This window comes from Flavobacterium sp., assembly GCF_039916025.1.
Taxonomy (GTDB): Bacteria; Bacteroidota; Bacteroidia; order Flavobacteriales; family Flavobacteriaceae; genus Flavobacterium.
In genome coordinates this window covers 51,098-68,651 of record NZ_JBDSMB010000065.1, presented here as the reverse complement: position 1 = coordinate 68,651, position 17,554 = coordinate 51,098, and the positions used below count along the sequence as shown (strand labels likewise).

Here is a 17,554-nt window from a genome sequence, read left to right as displayed (position 1 = left end):
GTATATGCTTCTTTGTCTTTTAAAACTGACAAGATACAAAATTCTAAAACACCTTTACGCATCTGGGCTTTTGTGTTTTCAATATTCATAATACATGATTTAATTTTTTTTGATTAATACTGATTCGCTCTTTGCTTTGATTGATGATTGAAACTCGATTGATTGATTTTTAATTTTCAGAAACATTAACAACCAAATTGGATTGATTATTTCCAACTAGCCTGATTGTGTATTTTTCATTTTCTTCCATGGCAAATGCGATTCTGTTTTCACCATCTTTTTGGAATTCTTTTGAGAAAATTACTTTGTCTTTTCTGTCTGTTACCAGAACATTTACAATGCCTTCTGCTTTCAAACTGAATTTTAAATTGACATCGACGTTTTCATTTGCTACAATCTCAAATTGATGATTTTCTTTTTTGTTGATGTTTTCATCATTTTTTCTAAAGGATTGTTTTTCCAGTCCTTTGATTTCGATTGCACCTTTTTCCTGTGCTAATAATTTAGTTGTCGCTACAACTATAAATACTGTGATTAAGAGTAAATTTTTCATTTTGTTTGATTTAATTGATTGATGATTTGACTTGATTTGATTGATGATGATTTTATTTAAAAAACGGAATGCTTAAAGGATATTTATATTCTTCTCCGTTTGACGCTTTAACTGCGGCATGAATGATTAGTACAAATTCTGCAATTTTTAACAGGACAAATAGAAACACGGCAACAATTCCGATTATTGCTACACCACTGAAGTGTCCCATTCTTAAATGATTGATGACAAAATCATCGCCATCAAAACAAGTATCCACAGGAAAATTTTGAAAAATGGTGTATATAAATATTGGTATGGCGATTAAGCATAACGCAACACTATATATAAAGATGCTCAATTGAAAATTCAATACTTGTTTTCCGTTGTAATCAATGAATTCTGATTCATCTTTTTTTGAACTCCAGATGACAATCGGAAATATATAATTCCCAAACGGAATAATATATTGAGTCAAAGTGCTAAGATGTAAAACTGTAGCGATGTTTTTGTCATTAGTTGCTGTCATGATTTTTGTTTTTTTAGATTGATTGATGTATGAAACTTTTAATACTATAGATAGGCCATTAATTTCTTATACAAAGATACAATCAAAAAAAGGTATTATGCAATACAAAGTACTTAAATTTAACAAAAAATTAACATTTTATTAAAATGTATAATCAACGGAATTTATTGTATTTTTACAGTAAAATCAAGCTCTATGGAACTTTCTCCTTCAAAAATGAATGCCTTTTTATTTTTAAAATTACCATCTGCTTTTTGGTGTGGAGTAAGGGTAAAGTCAATTTCAAAGGAACAATGTGTCGCAACAGTCAGGCATAGATGGTTTAACCAAAACCCTTTTAAGTCGATGTATTTTGCGGTGCAGGCCATGGCTGCAGAACTGACAACTGGTGCATTAGTAATGATGCAAATCAAAACCACCGGTAGGAATATCTCAATGCTTGTTGCTAATAATAATGGAAACTTTTCTAAAAAGGCCACAGGACGAATAACATTTACTTGCAACGACGGCCATTTAATAGAAGAAGCCATTCGAAAAACAATCGCAACAGGCGAAGGACAAACCATTTGGATGAAATCTATCGGGGAAAATGAAAAGGGCGAACAGGTTTCTGAATTGAACTTTGAATGGAGTATAAAATTAAAGCAGTAAACAAAAGTTAAACCCATTATAATTGGGTTTTATTTATGACGTGTTGATTGTAACTTTGATAAAAATCCCTCAAAATGAAGATTCTAATTACTGGCGCAACTGGTTTAATAGGAAAAGAGTTGGTAAAGCTGTTCTTAGCTAAGAATCACTCAGTACATTATTTGACCACTTCAAAATCAAAGATTGTCAGTAAACCGAATTACCAAGGCTTTTATTGGAATCCGGAACAAAGTAAAATCGATGAGAATTGTATTTATGAAGTTGATGCCATCATTCATTTAGCTGGAGCTAACATTGCAAAACGCTGGACGAATGCCTATAAGCAAGAGATTATAGAAAGCCGGATATTGTCGAGTGAATTGTTATATAATTTAGTTAGGAAACACCCAAACCAAGTAAAGCAATTTGTCTCCGCTTCGGGAACAGCTATTTATCCTGAAAGTATTACTAAAGTTTATGATGAAACCACAAAGGAAACAGAAGACAGTTTTCTTTCTAATGTGGTCAAAAAATGGGAAGAAAGTGCCAACCGATTTCAGGTTTTGAATATTAAAGTCTGTAAACTCAGAACCGGAGTTGTACTTTCAAATGATGGTGGTGCTTTACCAGAAATGGCAAAACCTATAAAGTTGGGTTTTGGTGCAGCTATGGGAAGCGGTAAGCAAATCCAATCCTGGATACATATTAATGATTTGGTTGCTATGTATTGTTTTGTGATTGAAAATCAATTGGAAGGTGTTTATAATGCAGCGACACTAAATCCGATAAGTAATCAGGAGTTAACAACTGTTATAGCAAAGACATTGAAAAAACCACTTTTTCTACCCAATATTCCACAGTTTTTAATGAAGCTGCTCCTAGGCGAAATGAGCTATCTGCTTTTTTCCAGTAAAAATATAAGTTCAGATAAGATTATTAAAGCTGGCTTTCAATTTCAATTCCCCGAAATAAAGGAAGCTGTTGCTGATTTATATTCATAAAAAAAGTGCTGTTGTTTAACAGCACTTTTTTTACTATAAAGATTCTTGAATTAATAATTTTTAAAGCGATAAGCTAACCTGAATTGAATATATGTTTATATTAGAGAAACAAATTTAATCTAAACGAAATCGTTATAGTCTTAAAATTTTATTAAAGTTTTATTAAAGTTTCACTTTTATGTATGGTTTAAGAATTTTTAAGTCAAACAAAAAATAGGTGACAATTTGACATTTTTAAAGAAATGGCAGTACTTTTGCAAACCAAAAAAACATCATCCGAGGCGTAGCCGAACTGTTTGGAGCGTAGCGGAAAAAAACAAATATGAAAAATATTTTTAAAAATAAAAATTCAATGAATACTGGAAATACAGAAAAAGAACCAATTGTAGATGAAAATACATCGGAAAACATTGTAAATGAAATTGAATCAGCTACCGAATTAACTGTTGAGGAAAAGTTACAGGAAGATTTAGCCAATGAAAAAGATAAATTTCTTCGTCTTTTTGCTGAATTTGAAAACTTCAAAAGAAGAACCGCAAAAGAAAGAATAGATTTATTTAAGACTGCCAATCAGGATGTTTTACAAGCCATATTGCCAGTGTTGGATGATTTCGACAGAGCAATGATTGAAATTTCTAAATCAGAAGATGATGTTTTGTTAAAAGGAGTTGAATTAATTCACGAGAAATTAAAAAGTACTTTGGTTTCAAAAGGATTAGAAATAGTTGAAGTGAGAGCAGGCGATGCATTCAATGCAGATTATGCTGAAGCGATTACTCAGATTCCTGCACCATCAAATGATTTGAAAGGAAAAATTGTTGACGTAATTGAAAAAGGATACAAACTAGGAGATAAAATAATTCGTTTTCCAAAGGTTGTTATTGGAAATTAATTTTAATTAACAACGGATTAGAAACGCCATTTACCGCGTTTAAATTTTATAAAACATTATGAGCAAAAAGGATTTTTACGAAATATTAGGTGTTTCAAAAAACGCAACTCCCGAAGAAATTAAGAAAGCATACCGCAAGAAAGCGATTGAATTCCATCCTGATAAAAACCCGGGAAATAAAGAAGCCGAAGACAATTTCAAAACAGCTGCCGAGGCTTATGAAGTACTAGGTGATGCTGACAAAAAAGCAAAATATGATCAATATGGTCATGCTGCTTTTGATGCTTCAAGTGGTTATGGTGGCGGACATCATATGAACATGGATGATATCTTCAGTCAGTTTGGAGATATTTTTGGTGGTGCATTTGGCGGAAGTGGATTTGGTGGATTCGGAGGAAATTCTGGAGGACAACGCAGAGTGAAAGGAAGCAATCTTCGTATCAAAGTAAAATTGACATTAGAAGAAATTGCAAATGGTGTTGAGAAAAAAGTAAAAGTAAAACGTAAAGTCCAGGCTGCTGGCGTAAAATATAAAACCTGTACAACCTGTAACGGACAAGGTCAGGTTTTGAGAGTTACCAATACCATTTTAGGCAGAATGCAATCTGCTACAACCTGTCATGTTTGTGGCGGTTCAGGTCAGACTATCGAAAGTAAACCTAGCAATGCAGATGCACACGGAATGATTTTAGAAGACGAAACCGTTTCTATCAAAATCCCAGCTGGAGTAGTTGACGGAATGCAATTAAAGGTTTCAGGTAAAGGAAATGATGCTCCGGGAAATGGAGTTGCGGGAGATTTAATTGTTGCGATAGAAGAACTGGAACATGAATTTTTAAAACGCGAAGGCGAAAATCTTCATTATGACTTATATATCAGTTTTGCTGAAGCTGCCCTTGGCGTATCAAAAGATATTGAAGCTGTTAACGGTAAAGTAAGAATTAAACTAGAAGACGGAATTCAATCCGGAAAAATTTTAAGACTAAAAGGCAAAGGAATTCCAAGTCTGAATAGTTATAGCAATGGAGATTTACTAGTGCATATTAATGTGTGGACTCCAAAAAACCTAAGTAAAGAGCAACGTCAATTTTTTGAAAAATCTTTGACTGATGTGAACTTTATTCCACAACCTGAAAAAGGCGATAAATCTTTTTTTGAAAAAGTAAAGGATATGTTTTCGTAGTTTAAAAAATATTTTTATATTTGATTGTTACTTGGAAACAGGTAACTTCTTTTTCATAGCAATTTTTCCCATCCTTTTGTAAAAATTAGGGTGGGTTTTTTTGTAACAAACTATTCTGTTTTATTACTTATTGCTTACTTTTACAAGATTCAATAACAATTGCAATCTCAAAAATCAATAAAAATAAAAACTATTGACTTTGATTTTTGATATTGAAATTTGAAATTTGAAATTTGACATTGAAATTTAAAATATGAGCAATATTCTTGAAGTAAACAAAGTCGTTAAGCAATATGGTAATTATACTGCGCTTAACGAAGTTTCTTTAACAGTTCCCAAAGGTAGTATTTATGGACTTCTGGGTCCAAATGGCGCCGGAAAAACTTCCCTTATCCGAATCATCAACCAAATTACTTTGCCCGATCATGGTGAAATAATTCTTGATGGTGAAAAACTAAAGCCAGAACACGTTGCCGTTATTGGTTATATGCCCGAGGAAAGAGGTTTGTATAAAACCATGAAAGTAGGCGAGCAGTGTTTGTATTTAGCGCAACTCAAAGGTTTATCAAAGCAAGATGCCAAACAACAATTAGACTACTGGTTTGACCGTTTGGAAATTCAGGGTTGGTGGAACAAGAAAATTCAGGAACTCTCCAAAGGAATGGCACAAAAAATCCAATTCGTGGTTACCGTTTTACACAAACCAAAATTGCTTATTCTTGACGAGCCATTTTCTGGTTTTGATCCTGTAAATGCCAATTTAATCAAAGACGAAATTATCGAATTGAACAAACAGGGAACTTCTGTTATCTTTTCTACACACCGAATGGAAAGCGTTGAAGAAATGTGTGATTACATTGCCCTAATTCACAAATCAAATAAACTGATTGAAGGAAAACTTTCTGATGTCAAAAAGAAGTTCAGAACGAACAGCTATGAAGTCGGAATTCTGAGCGATAACATTGAAGGTCTGATGTATGATTTGTCACAAAAATTCACCTTGTCTCAAACTGATTTTAAATCATTGAATGATGAATTGAAACTGGAAATCAATCTGGGCAATGCTGCGCCAAATGATTTATTGAATACTTTAGTTCAAAGAGGTCAAGTAACTCATTTTGTGGAAAAAATCCCGAGTATGAATGATATTTTTATTAAAACAGTAACAGATTAGACAACTTAGACCATTTAGACTTCTTAGAACGTTAGATATAAATTTCTAAAAGAATATTCTAAGAAACCCAATAATCTAATTAATCTAAGCAATCTAAAAATCTAAGCAGTCTAAAAAATGAGCAAATTAGTACTTATCATAAAAAGAGAGTTTATTGCCAAAGTGCGTAATAAATCATTTATCGTAATGACTTTTTTAAGTCCGTTATTGTTTGTTGGAATTGGCATTTTTGTTGGCTATCTGAGCACAATGAAAGCGGAATTGAAAACCATCGCCATCCATGATGGAACTGGTCAGTTTGTAAATGAGTTTAAAAGCGATGAAGAATATAAATATGTTGATTTATCTACTGTTGATTTAAAAGTTCTTAAAGACAGTATTGTAAGCGAAAGCTACGAAGGACTTTTAATTATTCCCAAAACGGAAGATAACGCCAAACTTCAAAAAGGAATTCAGTATGTTTCCAATGACAGTCCGAGTGTTTCTTTTACTGAAGATTTAGAAGATGTTATTGCCAAAAAAATCACCGCAGAAAATTTCCAGAAAGCTGGCTTGGATACGTTGGCGATTAAAAATGCCAAGGCAGATGTATCAATCAATTTAGAAAAAGCATCCGGTGAAGAAGCACTCAAAGGATTAAACGAAATCAAAATCATCATTGGTGGCGCTTTTGGTTATCTGATTATGATGTTTATCATTTTGTATGGAAACATGGTAATGCGAAGCGTTATCGAAGAAAAAACTTCTAGAATTATCGAAGTGATTATTTCCTCTGTAAAACCATTCGAATTGATGATGGGGAAAATCATCGGAACCTCATTAGCCGGAATTTTGCAGTTTCTGATTTGGGCACTTTTAGGTTTGACCGCAATGTTTGTTGTATCAAGTATGTTAGGAGTCCACATGGGAGCATCAGGCGGTGCGGAAACTCAGGCAATGCAGGTGGCACAGCAGGCTTCGGGTAGTCAAATTCAAATGTATATAAAGGAATTGTGGAATCTTCCAATCGCAACTATCCTGATTTCTTTTATTATTTATTTCATCGGCGGCTACTTTTTATACAGTTCGTTTTACGCCTCAATTGGAGCCGCTGTTGATAATGAAACCGATTCACAACAATTCTTATTGCCAATCATTATGCCTTTGATATTGGGAGTTTATATTGGATTTTTTACCGTTATGAACGATCCGAACGGAACTGTTGCAACAGTTTTTTCAATGATTCCGTTAACATCACCAATTGTGATGATGATGCGGATTCCTTTTGGCGTTCCAATGTGGCAGATTATTGTTTCTATGGTAATCTTGTTTGGAAGCTTCCTTGGAGTGGTTTGGTTTGCTGCCAAAATTTACCGCGTCGGAATTTTAATGTATGGTAAAAAACCAACTTGGAGAGAACTGATTAAGTGGTTGAGATATTAATGTGAATTAATAAATATCAAATTAAATAAATCTAATTTTGTATCAAATATTCCAAATTTGAAAACTATTTTAATCATAGACGACGAAGAAAAACTTCGCGGATTGTTAGCCAGAATTGTAAAATCGGAAGGTTTTGATATTCTGGAAGCATCGAATTTAAAATCTGGATTAAAAAAACTGGAACAAAATGATATTGATGTTATACTTTGTGATGTTAAACTTCCAGACGGCAACGGTGTTGATTTCCTTCAAAAGATAAAAAGTAATTTTCCACTAACAGAAGTTATCCTTTTAACTGCTTATGGGAATATTGCTGACGGCGTTCAAGCCATGAAAAATGGAGCTTTTGATTATATTGTAAAAGGTGACGATAACGATAAAATTATTCCACTTTTGCACAAAGCATTAGAAAAAGTGCAACTTCAAAAGAAAGTGCAACAACTCGAAAAACGCATTTTTGATAAATATTCTTTTGATACAATTATAGGAAAATCGAAAGCTTTAGAACAGGTTATTGATTTAGCCAAAAAAGTAGCAAAAACCGATTCAACAGTTTTATTAATAGGTGAAACAGGAACAGGAAAAGAAGTTTTTGCACAAGCCATTCATGAAAACAGTAATCGGGTTGTAAAGTCATTAGTAGCTTTAAACTGCAGCACATTCAGCAAAGAAATCCTTGAAAGCGAATTATTTGGGCATAAGCAAGGGGCTTTTACAGGAGCAATAAAAGATAAAAAAGGTTTTATTGAAGAAGCAAATGGTGGCACTTTATTTTTAGACGAAATCGGCGAAATGCCACTAGAACTGCAAGCCAAATTACTCCGTGTTTTAGAAACCAATGAATATATTCCTGTTGGGGATTCAACTCCGAAAAAATCAAATTTCCGATTGATTGCTGCAACTAACAGAGATTTAAAGTCCGAAAGCGAAGCCAATCGTTTTCGTTCAGATTTGTATTTCCGATTAAATATTTTTCAAATCAACATTCCACCATTACGCGAACGCGTGAAAGATATAGCACCGTTAACAGTGTATTTCGTAAAACAATTTTCTGAAAAAATCAATCGTAAAACATTAGAAATTGCTCCTGATTTTCTTCAAAAACTAGAAAGTTATTATTGGTCAGGAAACGTTAGAGAATTAAAAAACATAATCGAACGCTCTGTAATTTTATGTAACGGAGATACTTTAACTTCTGAGCTTTTACCTTATGAAATCCAACATCAGGAAGATAAAACTAACAAATCGATGTCAGCATTTTCGATGCAAAGTATTGAGAAACTGCACATTCAAAAAGTACTGAATTATACCAAAGGCAACAAAGCAGAAACCGCAAGATTATTAGAAATCGGTATAGCCACTTTATACCGGAAACTAGACGAATACAATATTCAATAAACAAAATTCATCGTATTATAATGAGAAAACCTTATCAAAATGATAGGGTTTTTTTTATGCCTTTTTTTGGCACAAATTCTCTAATCTTAATAACTACAGCACTTTACACTAATCTTATTTTTTTGGACTGTTTTTTGGCATAAGCGCAGAAACACATAAACACTTTCGGAGTATGATTACACTAATTCTCATCGCAAGCGGATTACTATTATTCGCGCTATTCTTTAAAATGATAACCGTTTTTGAAAAAATCTAAATTATGACAGCACTTTTCATCATCGCCATAGCCGTATTTATTTACATCTGCTATGTATTAGTAAAACCAGAAAAATTCTAAAAATGAACTCAGAAATCCTCGGAATTATCGTAACCTATGGGTTGGTTTTGCTGCTGGCAATTCCATTAGGACGTTACATCGGAAAAATATTCAATTACGAAAGCACTTGGCTGGATAAAATCTTCAATCCAATCGATGCCTTATTTTATAAAGTTGGCGGCATTGATCCCAACAAACAAATGAACTGGAAACAGCATTTGGTTGCTTTATTGTCAATCAATGTGGTTTGGTTTATCATATCAATGTTAGTGTTGACCAATATGGTTTGGTTGCCTTTAAATCCTGATGGAAACCCTTCCATGACTGGAGACTTAGCATTTAATACCACTGTTAGCTTCATTACAAATACCAATTTGCAACACTATTCAGGCGAAAGCGGTTTGTCTTATTTGGGACAATTAACCTTAATGCTTTGGCAATTCATCAGTGCTGGTTGCGGAATGGCAATTTGTGCTGCTGTTTTTATGGCGATGAAAGAAAAAACATCCGATACTATTGGGAATTTCTACAGTTTCTTCGTTCGTTCTTGCACCAGAATTTTATTGCCATTATCATTTATTGTAGCAATCATTTTATTGTTCAACGGAACACCAATGACTTTTGAAGGAAAAGATACCATCACCACTTTAGAAGGTCAAACGCAATATGTAAGTCGCGGTCCGGTTGCCGCTTTCGTAGCGATTAAACAACTAGGAACGAATGGCGGTGGATTTTATGGTCCGAATTCAGCCAACCCAATGGAAAATCCTAACTATTTGACCAATATTGTTGAAACGATTTGTATTTTCTTAATTCCAATTGCGATGGTTTTTGCACTCGGATTTGTATTGAAACGTCGAAAATTATCTTGGACCATTTATGCTGTAATGACTATCGGATTTTTGAGTTTGCTCATTCCAGCAGTCATAAGCGAAATGAACGGAAGCACCAACATTCACCAACTCGGAATTGCCCAAAATATGGGAAGCATGGAAGGAAAAGAAGTTCGTTTCGGAGCTGCCGCTTCTGCGAATTGGGCAACTTATACGACTTGCACCAGTAACGGTTCTGTAAATGCGATGCACGACAGTATGACACCGATAACCGGAATCACAACACTACTCGGAATGATGATCAACTGCTTTTATGGGGGCGTTGGTGTCGGATTCTTGAACTTTTACATCTTCATCATTCTCGGTGTTTTCATCAGCGGATTGATGGTTGGAAGAACACCCGAATTCCTCGGAAAGAAAATCGAAGCCAAAGAAATGAAAATCGCCATGATGATTGCTTTATTACATCCATTTTTAATATTGGTTGGAACTGCTTTAGCAAGTCATTTGTATGCGGAAAATCCAGAAGCTTTATCTGGTTGGTTAGCGAATCCCGGTTATCACGGATTTAGTGAAATGCTATACGAGTTCACATCTGCATCAGCCAATAACGGTAGCGGATTTGAAGGTTTGGGCGATAATACGCCGTTTTGGAATATTGCAACCGGAATTGTAATGCTATTCGCCAGATACTTACCCATCATCGGACCCGTTGCAATTGCCGGAATCTTAGCCAGCAAAAGTTATGTGCCAGAAAGTAACGGAACTTTAAAAACCGATACTTCCACTTTCGGATTGATGGTTTTTGCCGTCATCGTAATTGTAGCCGCATTATCCTTTTTCCCAGCTTTGACCTTAGGACCAATTGCCGAATTTTTTACCTCTAAATAATTAAAAATCATGAGTAAATCTCAAAATAATTTATTTCAAAAAGAATTGGTTAACGAAGCCTTCAAACAATCTTTTGTGAAATTGAATCCCAAAATAATGTTCCGTAATCCTGTAATGTTTACAGTAGAAATCGGAACAATCGTAATGTTTTTTGTGTGTCTTTGGATTTTATCCGGAGAAGCATCACAAGGAAGTTTTATTTATAACTTCATCGTTTTTTTAGTATTGTTAATTACGTTATTGTTTGCGAATTTCGCCGAAGCAATAGCAGAAGCAAGAGGAAAAGCACAAGCCAATAGTTTGCGAAAAACCCGTGAAGAAACTCCCGCAAGATTAGAAAATGGTCAATTCATTTCATCTGCTCAATTAAAAAAAGGCGATGTATTTGTATGTGAAGCTGGCGATATTATTGCCACCGATGGAGAAATCATCGAAGGTTTAGCAACTATTGATGAAAGTGCCATTACTGGAGAAAGTGCTCCGGTTATTAGAGAAGCAGGTGGCGATAAATCATCAGTAACGGGCGGAACAAAAGTCTTATCCGATAAAATAAAAGTGCAGGTAACGTCAGAACCAGGAGAAAGTTTCTTGGATAAAATGATTGCTTTGGTGGAAGGTGCAAGCCGTCAAAAAACACCAAACGAAATTGCATTGACAATTTTGTTAGCCGGATTTACATTGGTCTTTATCATCGTAACCGTTACGTTAGCACCATTTGCAAAATATGCGAATGCCCCAATCACAATCGCATCATTTATTGCTTTGTTTGTGTGTTTGATTCCAACCACAATTGGCGGCTTATTATCAGCCATCGGAATTGCCGGAATGGATAGAGCGTTGCGTGCAAATGTCATTACCAAATCAGGAAAAGCGGTGGAAACAGCTGGAGATATTGATGTTTTACTCTTAGATAAAACGGGTACAATAACTATCGGAAATAGAAAAGCTACCAGTTTTTATCCAACAAAAGGAATTTCGGAACAAGAATTTATTCAGTCTGCCGTTTTGAGTTCTTTGGCAGATGATACGCCCGAAGGTAAAAGTATTGTTGAATTAGCTGGAGCTGATGTAGCGAATAAATTATCAATTGAAGGTGCGACTTTAATCAAATTTACTGCGGAAACCAGAACATCTGGTGTGGTTTTGAAAGATGGAACCAACATTCGAAAAGGTGCGCAAGATGCCGCGAAAAACATCGCACAACAAGCAGGAAATCCTTTTCCTGAAGATACAGCTCAAAAGGTAATTGATATTGCTTCAAACGGCGGAACTCCTTTAGTAGTAATCAAAAACAATCAGGTTCAAGGTGTGATTGAGTTGCAGGACATTATCAAAACCGGTATGAAAGAACGTTTTGAAAGATTACGCAGAATGGGAATCAAAACGGTAATGGTAACTGGAGACAATCCATTGACTGCCAAATTTATCGCTGAAAAAGCTGGTGTTGATGATTTTATTGCCGAAGCCAAACCAGAAGATAAAATGAATTATATCAAAAAAGAACAAGCCGAAGGACGATTGGTTGCAATGATGGGTGACGGAACAAATGATGCGCCAGCTCTGGCTCAAGCCAATGTAGGTGTCGCCATGAACAGCGGAACTCAAGCCGCAAAAGAAGCCGGGAACATGGTCGATTTAGATAATGATCCAACCAAATTAATCGAAATTGTAGAAATTGGGAAACAACTTTTGATGACCAGAGGAACGTTAACAACGTTTTCTATTGCGAATGATGTGGCGAAGTATTTTGCTATTATTCCAGCGCTATTTATTACCGCAATTCCAGCTTTGCAAGGTTTGAATATTATGCATTTGCACAGTCCACAAAGTGCGATTTTATCAGCGGTAATTTTTAATGCGATTATTATTCCGTTCCTTATTCCACTTGCGTTGCGAGGTGTTGCTTACAAACCAATTGGTGCATCGGCGTTGTTGCGTAGAAATTTATTCATCTACGGAATCGGTGGAATTATCATTCCGTTTATTGGGATAAAATTGATTGATTTGGCAGTAGCATTGTTTGTGTAAAAAATAGTGACTAGTAATTAGTGACTAGTAATTAGTAATTAGAAAAATAGAATATTAATAAAAGAACCTGAAATAAGTTCAGATTAAAAATAATAGAAATTATGAAAGAAAATATCATTCCCGCAGTTCGATTGACCTTATTTTGTGCGTTGTTTTTCGCAGGGTTTTATACGTTGAGTATTTACGGAATTGCGCAGTTTGCTCCTAATCAGGGAAAAGGTGAAATCGTGATGGTAAATGGAAAAAACCATCACATTAATGTGGCACAGAAATTTACGAAAGACAAATACTTTTGGTCTCGTCCTTCTGCGGTTAATTATAATGCTGCGGGTTCTGGTGGAAGCAATAAAGGAACCACAAATCCAGAATATTTGGCAGAAGTTAAAACCAGGATAGATACTTTTTTACTTAAAAATCCAACAGTGAAACGCAACGAAGTTCCATCAGAATTGGTTACTGCTTCAGGAAGTGGATTGGATCCAAACATTTCGGTTCAGGGTGCGAAAGTACAAGCTAACAGAGTAGCAAAAGCCAGAAATATTTCAGAAGAAAAAGTGTTGACTTTAATTAAAGAAAATACTGTTTCACCACTTTTAGGATGTTTGGGAACAGAAAAAATTAACGTGCTGCAATTGAATATTACATTGGATAATATAACAAAATAGCAATTTAAAATAGAGTGCCCTAGCCCGGATGGCAGTGGAAATCCTTTTCTTTTTTTCTTTAAAAAAGAAAAGATTGCAACGAACAGCCGGATTAGCTTCAAATAAAAACAACAAAATGAAAAAAATATTAGTTACAGCTTTACTAGCTTTCGGATTTACAACAATAAACGCGCAGGAAACAGCGACAGCAAAAAGCCCATTTACGTTTTCGGGATATTTAGAAACGTATTACAGTTATGATTTTGGAAACCCAGACAATCATTTGCGTCCGAGCTTTGTGTACAGTCATAATAAACACAACGAATTGAATCTGAATTTAGGTTTTGTAAAAGCCAATTACACCAAAGATAATCTGCGAGGAAATTTTGCCTTAATGGCCGGAACTTATCCGGAATACAATCTGGCTGGCGAGCAGGATTTACTGAAAAATGTTTTTGAAGCGAATGTTGGTGTGAAAATTTCTAAAACCGCTAACCTTTGGGTTGATGCCGGAATTATGCCTTCGCACATTGGTTTTGAAAGTGCGATTGGAAAGGATTGTGTGAATTTAACTCGAAGTATTTTGGCTGATAACTCGCCTTATTATGAAGCTGGAGTTAAAATTGGATACACTTCTAAATCAGAAAAATGGTATTTGGCTGCGATGTATTTGAACGGTTGGCAACGCATTCAGAAAATTGACGGCAATCAAACTCCGGCTTTTGGAACTCAAATCACTTATAAAACAGCTAAAGCAACGTTGAATTGGAGTACTTATATTGGAAATGAGCAACCTGATTCAATTCGTAAATGGCGTTATTTCAATAATTTTTACGGACAATTTAAAGTTTCAGAAAAAACGAGTTTGACAGCTGGATTTGATATTGGTGCACAACAAACGGTAACAGGAAGTAGTAATTATGACGTATGGTATTCGCCAGTATTTATTGCACAATATAAACCAATTGCTAAAGTACAATTGGGGTTAAGAGGGGAATATTATCAAGATAAACAAGGTGTAATTATTGCAACAGGAACTGAAAACGGATTTAAAACTTTTGGAGTTTCAGCTAATTTTGATTACTTAATTGCTGATAATATTATGTTTAGAATTGAAGCCAGAAATTTAAACAGCAAGGATGATATATTTTTGAAAAACGGAAATCCAACGAATCAGAATACTTTTTTGACTACAGCATTAGCAATATCTTTTTAATTTTTAGAATAAAATAAATGCACGACGAAAAGGAAAATAATGCCCAACACTTTCTCGATTTAATTCAGAAATCGCGTAAAGGAAAGTTTAAAATTTACATTGGTATGAGTGCCGGTGTGGGCAAAACCTATCGTATGCTGCAGGAAGCACATTCATTGTTGAAGAATGGGATTGATGTGAAAATTGGTTATATCGAAACACATTTGCGTAAAGAAACACATGAATTGCTTGATGGTTTACCAGTTATTCCGAGAAGAACAATTTTCTATAAAGGAAAACAACTCGAAGAAATGGACGTTCAAGCCATTATTAATTTGCGTCCTGAAGTTGTGATTGTTGATGAATTGGCACATACTAACGTAGAAGGAAGCAAAAACGAAAAGCGTTGGCAGGATGTTTTGGAAATTCTGGAAGCCGGAATTAATGTGATTTCAGCTGTGAATATTCAGCATATAGAAAGTCTGAATGAAGATGTAAAGCGCATCACAAACATTGATGTTTTGGAACGTGTTCCTGATAATGTGTTGCGTTTGGCAGATGAAGTTGTAAATATTGATTTGACGGCTGAAGACTTGATTTCTCGTTTGAAGGAAGGCAAAATTTATACTGAAGATAAAATTCAAACTGCACTGACTAATTTTTTTAAATCAGATCAAATTCTGCAATTGCGTGAATTGGCATTGAAAGAAGTAGCAAGTCAAGTGGTTCGAAAAGTTGAAAATGAAGTCCCAAAAAATACCGGAATAAAACATGAAAAACTATTGGCGTGTATCAGCAGCAATGACAGAACGGCTAAGATTGTTATTCGGAAAGCAGCACGATTGGCAAGTTACTATAACGGAATTTGGTATGTTTTGTATGTAGAAACTCCTAAAGAAAGTCCGGATAAAATTGCCTTGGACAAACAACGTCATTTGATTAATAATTTCAAATTGGCCACACAACTCGGAGCCGAAGTAATTAAAATTGAAGCTTCAAATATAACCGATGCAATGCTGAAAATTGTGGAAGAAAAAGACATTACAACCCTTTGCATTGGAAAACCGCATTTCAATTTATTTAAAGTAATTTTGTCAACAACCATTTTTAGAAGATTATTAAACAATCTTTCTGAATCAAATGTTGATCTTGTAATATTATCATAAGATGAAAACTAAAACTAAATTAAATCTCGGAGTAGGATTATTATTCTTTCTGATAATTATCCTTTCGCTTGTAAGTGCCTATTGTATCTTTTCAATAAAAAAGGACACTCAAAACATCCTGAAAGCCAATTATAACACATTGGAATATTCCAGAAACATGTTGCTGTCATTGGAGAATATTGCTTCTGATGAAAATAAAGCTATAACAATTTTTGAAACCAATTTAAAGCTTCAAATCGCCAATGTTACAGAAAACGGTGAAGAAGCTGTGACTAATAATCTTCAAGAAAGCTTCAAAACCTTAGAAAAAAATCGTGATGATGAGAAGTTAAAAAATAAAATCAGACAAGATATTTTCGAAATAATGGAACTCAATATGATTGCCATTAAACAAAAGAGCGATGTTGCCAAAAAAACAGCAGAAACAGCCAATTTTTCGATAGCCATTCTAGGTACTTTGTGTTTTTTGATAGCGTTTAACTTATTGATGAATTTGCCAAATAATATTGCCAATCCCATTAAAGAATTAACAACGAGCATCAAAGAAATTGCCAATGGGAATTACAAGGAGCGTGTTCATTTTATGAATCATAATGAATATGGTGATTTAGCAAAATCATTTAATATCATGGCAAAAAAGTTGGAAGAATACAGCAGTAGTAACCTGCATAAATTAACTTTTGAAAAGAAGCGTTTGGAAACATTGATTAACAATATGAATGACCCAATTATCGGTCTTGATAACGAAGGAATACTTTTGTTCGTTAATGATGAAGCATTAAAAATTATGGGCCTTAAATCGGAAGAAGTTATTGGAAAATTAGCATCAACCTTGGCTTTAAGTAACGATTTGTTAAAATCTTTAATAATAAATGAATTGGAAAGTGCCAAAGCACATCCGATGACTATTTTTGCCAACGGAAAAGAAAGTTATTTCGAAAAGGAAACTGTAAATATCACTATAAAGCCAACAGGTGAAGACAAATTAATTGATATTGGTAATGTGATTATTTTGCGGAATATCACCATTTTCAAAGAATTGGATTTTGCCAAAACTAATTTTATTGCAACAGTTTCACATGAATTAAAAACACCTATTTCATCTATTAAAATGAGTTTGCAATTACTTGAAAAAAAAGAAATAGGAACTATAAATGATGACCAAAAACACTTGATAGAAAGTATTAAAGAAGACAGTCAGCGATTACTTAAAATTACCGGAGAATTATTAGAATTATCACAGTTAGAAACGGGTAATATTCAGTTGAATATTGAGAAAAGTAAGGCTCATGAAATTGTAAATTATGCCATTGAAGCGGTAAAAACACAAGCTGAACAAAAGCATATTGAGTTCATCGTTCAATCCGAAAAAAATCTATCTGAAGTAAAAGCCGATTCTGAAAAAACAGCATGGGTTTTGATTAATTTCCTCACCAATGCTATTAGGTATTCACCTGATAATAGTATAATAAAAGTTAATTTGAAAACTGAAAATGATCAACTTGTATTTCAGGTTATTGATAAGGGTCAAGGTATTGATAGTCGATATCAGACCAAAATCTTTGACAAATATTTTCAAATCCCCGGAAGTAATAAATCGGGTACAGGTTTAGGTTTGGCGATAAGCAAAGAATTTATTGAAGCACAGAACGGAACAATTGGTGTAGAGAGCCAATTGGGATTGGGAAGTACTTTTTACTTCAAATTGGGAATGGTCTAA

16 protein-coding genes and 1 pseudogene are annotated in these 17,554 nt (G+C 34.4%); 14 read left to right on the top strand and 3 right to left on the bottom strand.

Features of this window, described 5'->3' with window-relative positions; genetic code table 11:
* From ABIQ27_RS04115 to ABIQ27_RS04105, 3 genes and pseudogenes are all read right to left on the bottom strand, one after another.
* Positions 1-89: pseudogene (locus ABIQ27_RS04115) on the bottom strand (PadR family transcriptional regulator); the annotation flags it as partial.
* An 80-nt stretch (positions 90-169) separates the two neighbouring features.
* Positions 170-553, bottom strand: coding sequence for a hypothetical protein (locus ABIQ27_RS04110; protein WP_348032306.1), 384 nt, complete (start codon positions 551-553; stop codon positions 170-172).
* A 52-nt stretch (positions 554-605) separates the two neighbouring features.
* A complete protein-coding gene (locus ABIQ27_RS04105; protein WP_348032305.1) occupies positions 606-1,061 on the bottom strand; it encodes a DUF4870 domain-containing protein in 456 nt (151 codons plus the stop codon).
* A 195-nt stretch (positions 1,062-1,256) separates the two neighbouring features.
* On the opposite strand from ABIQ27_RS04105, the gene ABIQ27_RS04100 reads away from it, so the two are divergent.
* The 14 genes from ABIQ27_RS04100 to ABIQ27_RS04035 all read left to right on the top strand — a co-directional run bounded on the left by ABIQ27_RS04100 (position 1,257) and on the right by ABIQ27_RS04035 (position 17,554).
* Positions 1,257-1,712: a DUF4442 domain-containing protein gene (locus ABIQ27_RS04100; RefSeq protein ID WP_348032303.1), complete on the top strand. Its 456-nt coding sequence runs from the start codon at positions 1,257-1,259 to the stop codon at positions 1,710-1,712.
* A 74-nt stretch (positions 1,713-1,786) separates the two neighbouring features.
* Entirely contained in the window at positions 1,787-2,692 is a 906-nt protein-coding gene (locus ABIQ27_RS04095) for a TIGR01777 family oxidoreductase (RefSeq protein WP_348032302.1), read from the top strand.
* A gap of 352 nt (positions 2,693-3,044) precedes the next feature.
* On the top strand, positions 3,045-3,584 hold the full coding sequence (locus tag ABIQ27_RS04090; RefSeq protein WP_348032300.1) for a nucleotide exchange factor GrpE: 540 nt from the start codon (positions 3,045-3,047) through the stop codon (positions 3,582-3,584).
* Positions 3,585-3,642: 58 nt separating this feature from the next.
* On the top strand, positions 3,643-4,767 hold the full coding sequence (gene dnaJ, locus ABIQ27_RS04085; protein WP_348032298.1) for a molecular chaperone DnaJ: 1,125 nt from the start codon (positions 3,643-3,645) through the stop codon (positions 4,765-4,767).
* Positions 4,768-5,020: 253 nt separating this feature from the next.
* Entirely contained in the window at positions 5,021-5,941 is a 921-nt protein-coding gene (locus ABIQ27_RS04080) for an ATP-binding cassette domain-containing protein (RefSeq protein WP_348032297.1), read from the top strand.
* A 117-nt stretch (positions 5,942-6,058) separates the two neighbouring features.
* The gene (locus ABIQ27_RS04075) at positions 6,059-7,363 is read left to right on the top strand and encodes an ABC transporter permease (RefSeq protein WP_348032296.1); all 1,305 of its coding nucleotides are present in this window, start codon (positions 6,059-6,061) and stop codon (positions 7,361-7,363) included.
* A 57-nt stretch (positions 7,364-7,420) separates the two neighbouring features.
* Positions 7,421-8,761 (top strand): sigma-54 dependent transcriptional regulator, encoded by a 1,341-nt coding sequence (locus ABIQ27_RS04070; RefSeq protein WP_348032294.1) that lies wholly within the window; start codon positions 7,421-7,423, stop codon positions 8,759-8,761.
* Positions 8,762-9,020: 259 nt separating this feature from the next.
* Entirely contained in the window at positions 9,021-9,098 is a 78-nt protein-coding gene (locus ABIQ27_RS04065) for a potassium-transporting ATPase subunit F (RefSeq protein WP_274783639.1), read from the top strand.
* Positions 9,099-9,100: 2 nt separating this feature from the next.
* On the top strand, positions 9,101-10,801 hold the full coding sequence (kdpA, locus tag ABIQ27_RS04060) for a potassium-transporting ATPase subunit KdpA (protein ID WP_348032292.1): 1,701 nt from the start codon (positions 9,101-9,103) through the stop codon (positions 10,799-10,801).
* Positions 10,802-10,810: 9 nt separating this feature from the next.
* On the top strand, positions 10,811-12,829 hold the full coding sequence (gene kdpB / locus ABIQ27_RS04055; protein ID WP_348032291.1) for a potassium-transporting ATPase subunit KdpB: 2,019 nt from the start codon (positions 10,811-10,813) through the stop codon (positions 12,827-12,829).
* 101 nt (positions 12,830-12,930) lie between these two features.
* Complete coding sequence (locus ABIQ27_RS04050) at positions 12,931-13,494, top strand: K(+)-transporting ATPase subunit C (RefSeq protein WP_348032290.1); 564 nt, start codon at positions 12,931-12,933, stop codon at positions 13,492-13,494.
* Between the two features lie 115 nt (positions 13,495-13,609).
* Entirely contained in the window at positions 13,610-14,689 is a 1,080-nt protein-coding gene (locus ABIQ27_RS04045) for a porin (RefSeq protein WP_348032289.1), read from the top strand.
* Positions 14,690-14,706: 17 nt separating this feature from the next.
* On the top strand, positions 14,707-15,834 hold the full coding sequence (locus ABIQ27_RS04040) for a sensor protein KdpD (RefSeq protein ID WP_348032287.1): 1,128 nt from the start codon (positions 14,707-14,709) through the stop codon (positions 15,832-15,834).
* 1 nt (position 15,835) lies between these two features.
* A complete protein-coding gene (locus tag ABIQ27_RS04035) occupies positions 15,836-17,554 on the top strand; it encodes an ATP-binding protein (protein WP_348032285.1) in 1,719 nt (572 codons plus the stop codon).

Bases quoted from the DNA above. Each gene is read 5' to 3' on its own strand.
- ABIQ27_RS04095 (WP_348032302.1), top strand. From the start codon at position 1,787: ATGAAGATTCTAATTACTGGCGCAACTGGTTTAATAGGAAAAGAGTTG.
- kdpA (WP_348032292.1), top strand. From the start codon at position 9,101: ATGAACTCAGAAATCCTCGGAATTATCGTAACCTATGGGTTGGTTTTG.
- ABIQ27_RS04105 (WP_348032305.1), bottom strand. From the start codon at position 1,061: ATGACAGCAACTAATGACAAAAACATCGCTACAGTTTTACATCTTAGC.
- ABIQ27_RS04090 (WP_348032300.1), top strand. From the start codon at position 3,045: ATGAATACTGGAAATACAGAAAAAGAACCAATTGTAGATGAAAATACA.
- ABIQ27_RS04065 (WP_274783639.1), top strand. From the start codon at position 9,021: ATGACAGCACTTTTCATCATCGCCATAGCCGTATTTATTTACATCTGC.
- dnaJ (WP_348032298.1), top strand. From the start codon at position 3,643: ATGAGCAAAAAGGATTTTTACGAAATATTAGGTGTTTCAAAAAACGCA.
- ABIQ27_RS04110 (WP_348032306.1), bottom strand. From the start codon at position 553: ATGAAAAATTTACTCTTAATCACAGTATTTATAGTTGTAGCGACAACT.
- ABIQ27_RS04075 (WP_348032296.1), top strand. From the start codon at position 6,059: ATGAGCAAATTAGTACTTATCATAAAAAGAGAGTTTATTGCCAAAGTG.
- ABIQ27_RS04050 (WP_348032290.1), top strand. From the start codon at position 12,931: ATGAAAGAAAATATCATTCCCGCAGTTCGATTGACCTTATTTTGTGCG.
- ABIQ27_RS04100 (WP_348032303.1), top strand. From the start codon at position 1,257: ATGGAACTTTCTCCTTCAAAAATGAATGCCTTTTTATTTTTAAAATTA.
- ABIQ27_RS04035 (WP_348032285.1), top strand. From the start codon at position 15,836: ATGAAAACTAAAACTAAATTAAATCTCGGAGTAGGATTATTATTCTTT.
- ABIQ27_RS04045 (WP_348032289.1), top strand. From the start codon at position 13,610: ATGAAAAAAATATTAGTTACAGCTTTACTAGCTTTCGGATTTACAACA.
- ABIQ27_RS04080 (WP_348032297.1), top strand. From the start codon at position 5,021: ATGAGCAATATTCTTGAAGTAAACAAAGTCGTTAAGCAATATGGTAAT.
- kdpB (WP_348032291.1), top strand. From the start codon at position 10,811: ATGAGTAAATCTCAAAATAATTTATTTCAAAAAGAATTGGTTAACGAA.
- ABIQ27_RS04040 (WP_348032287.1), top strand. From the start codon at position 14,707: ATGCACGACGAAAAGGAAAATAATGCCCAACACTTTCTCGATTTAATT.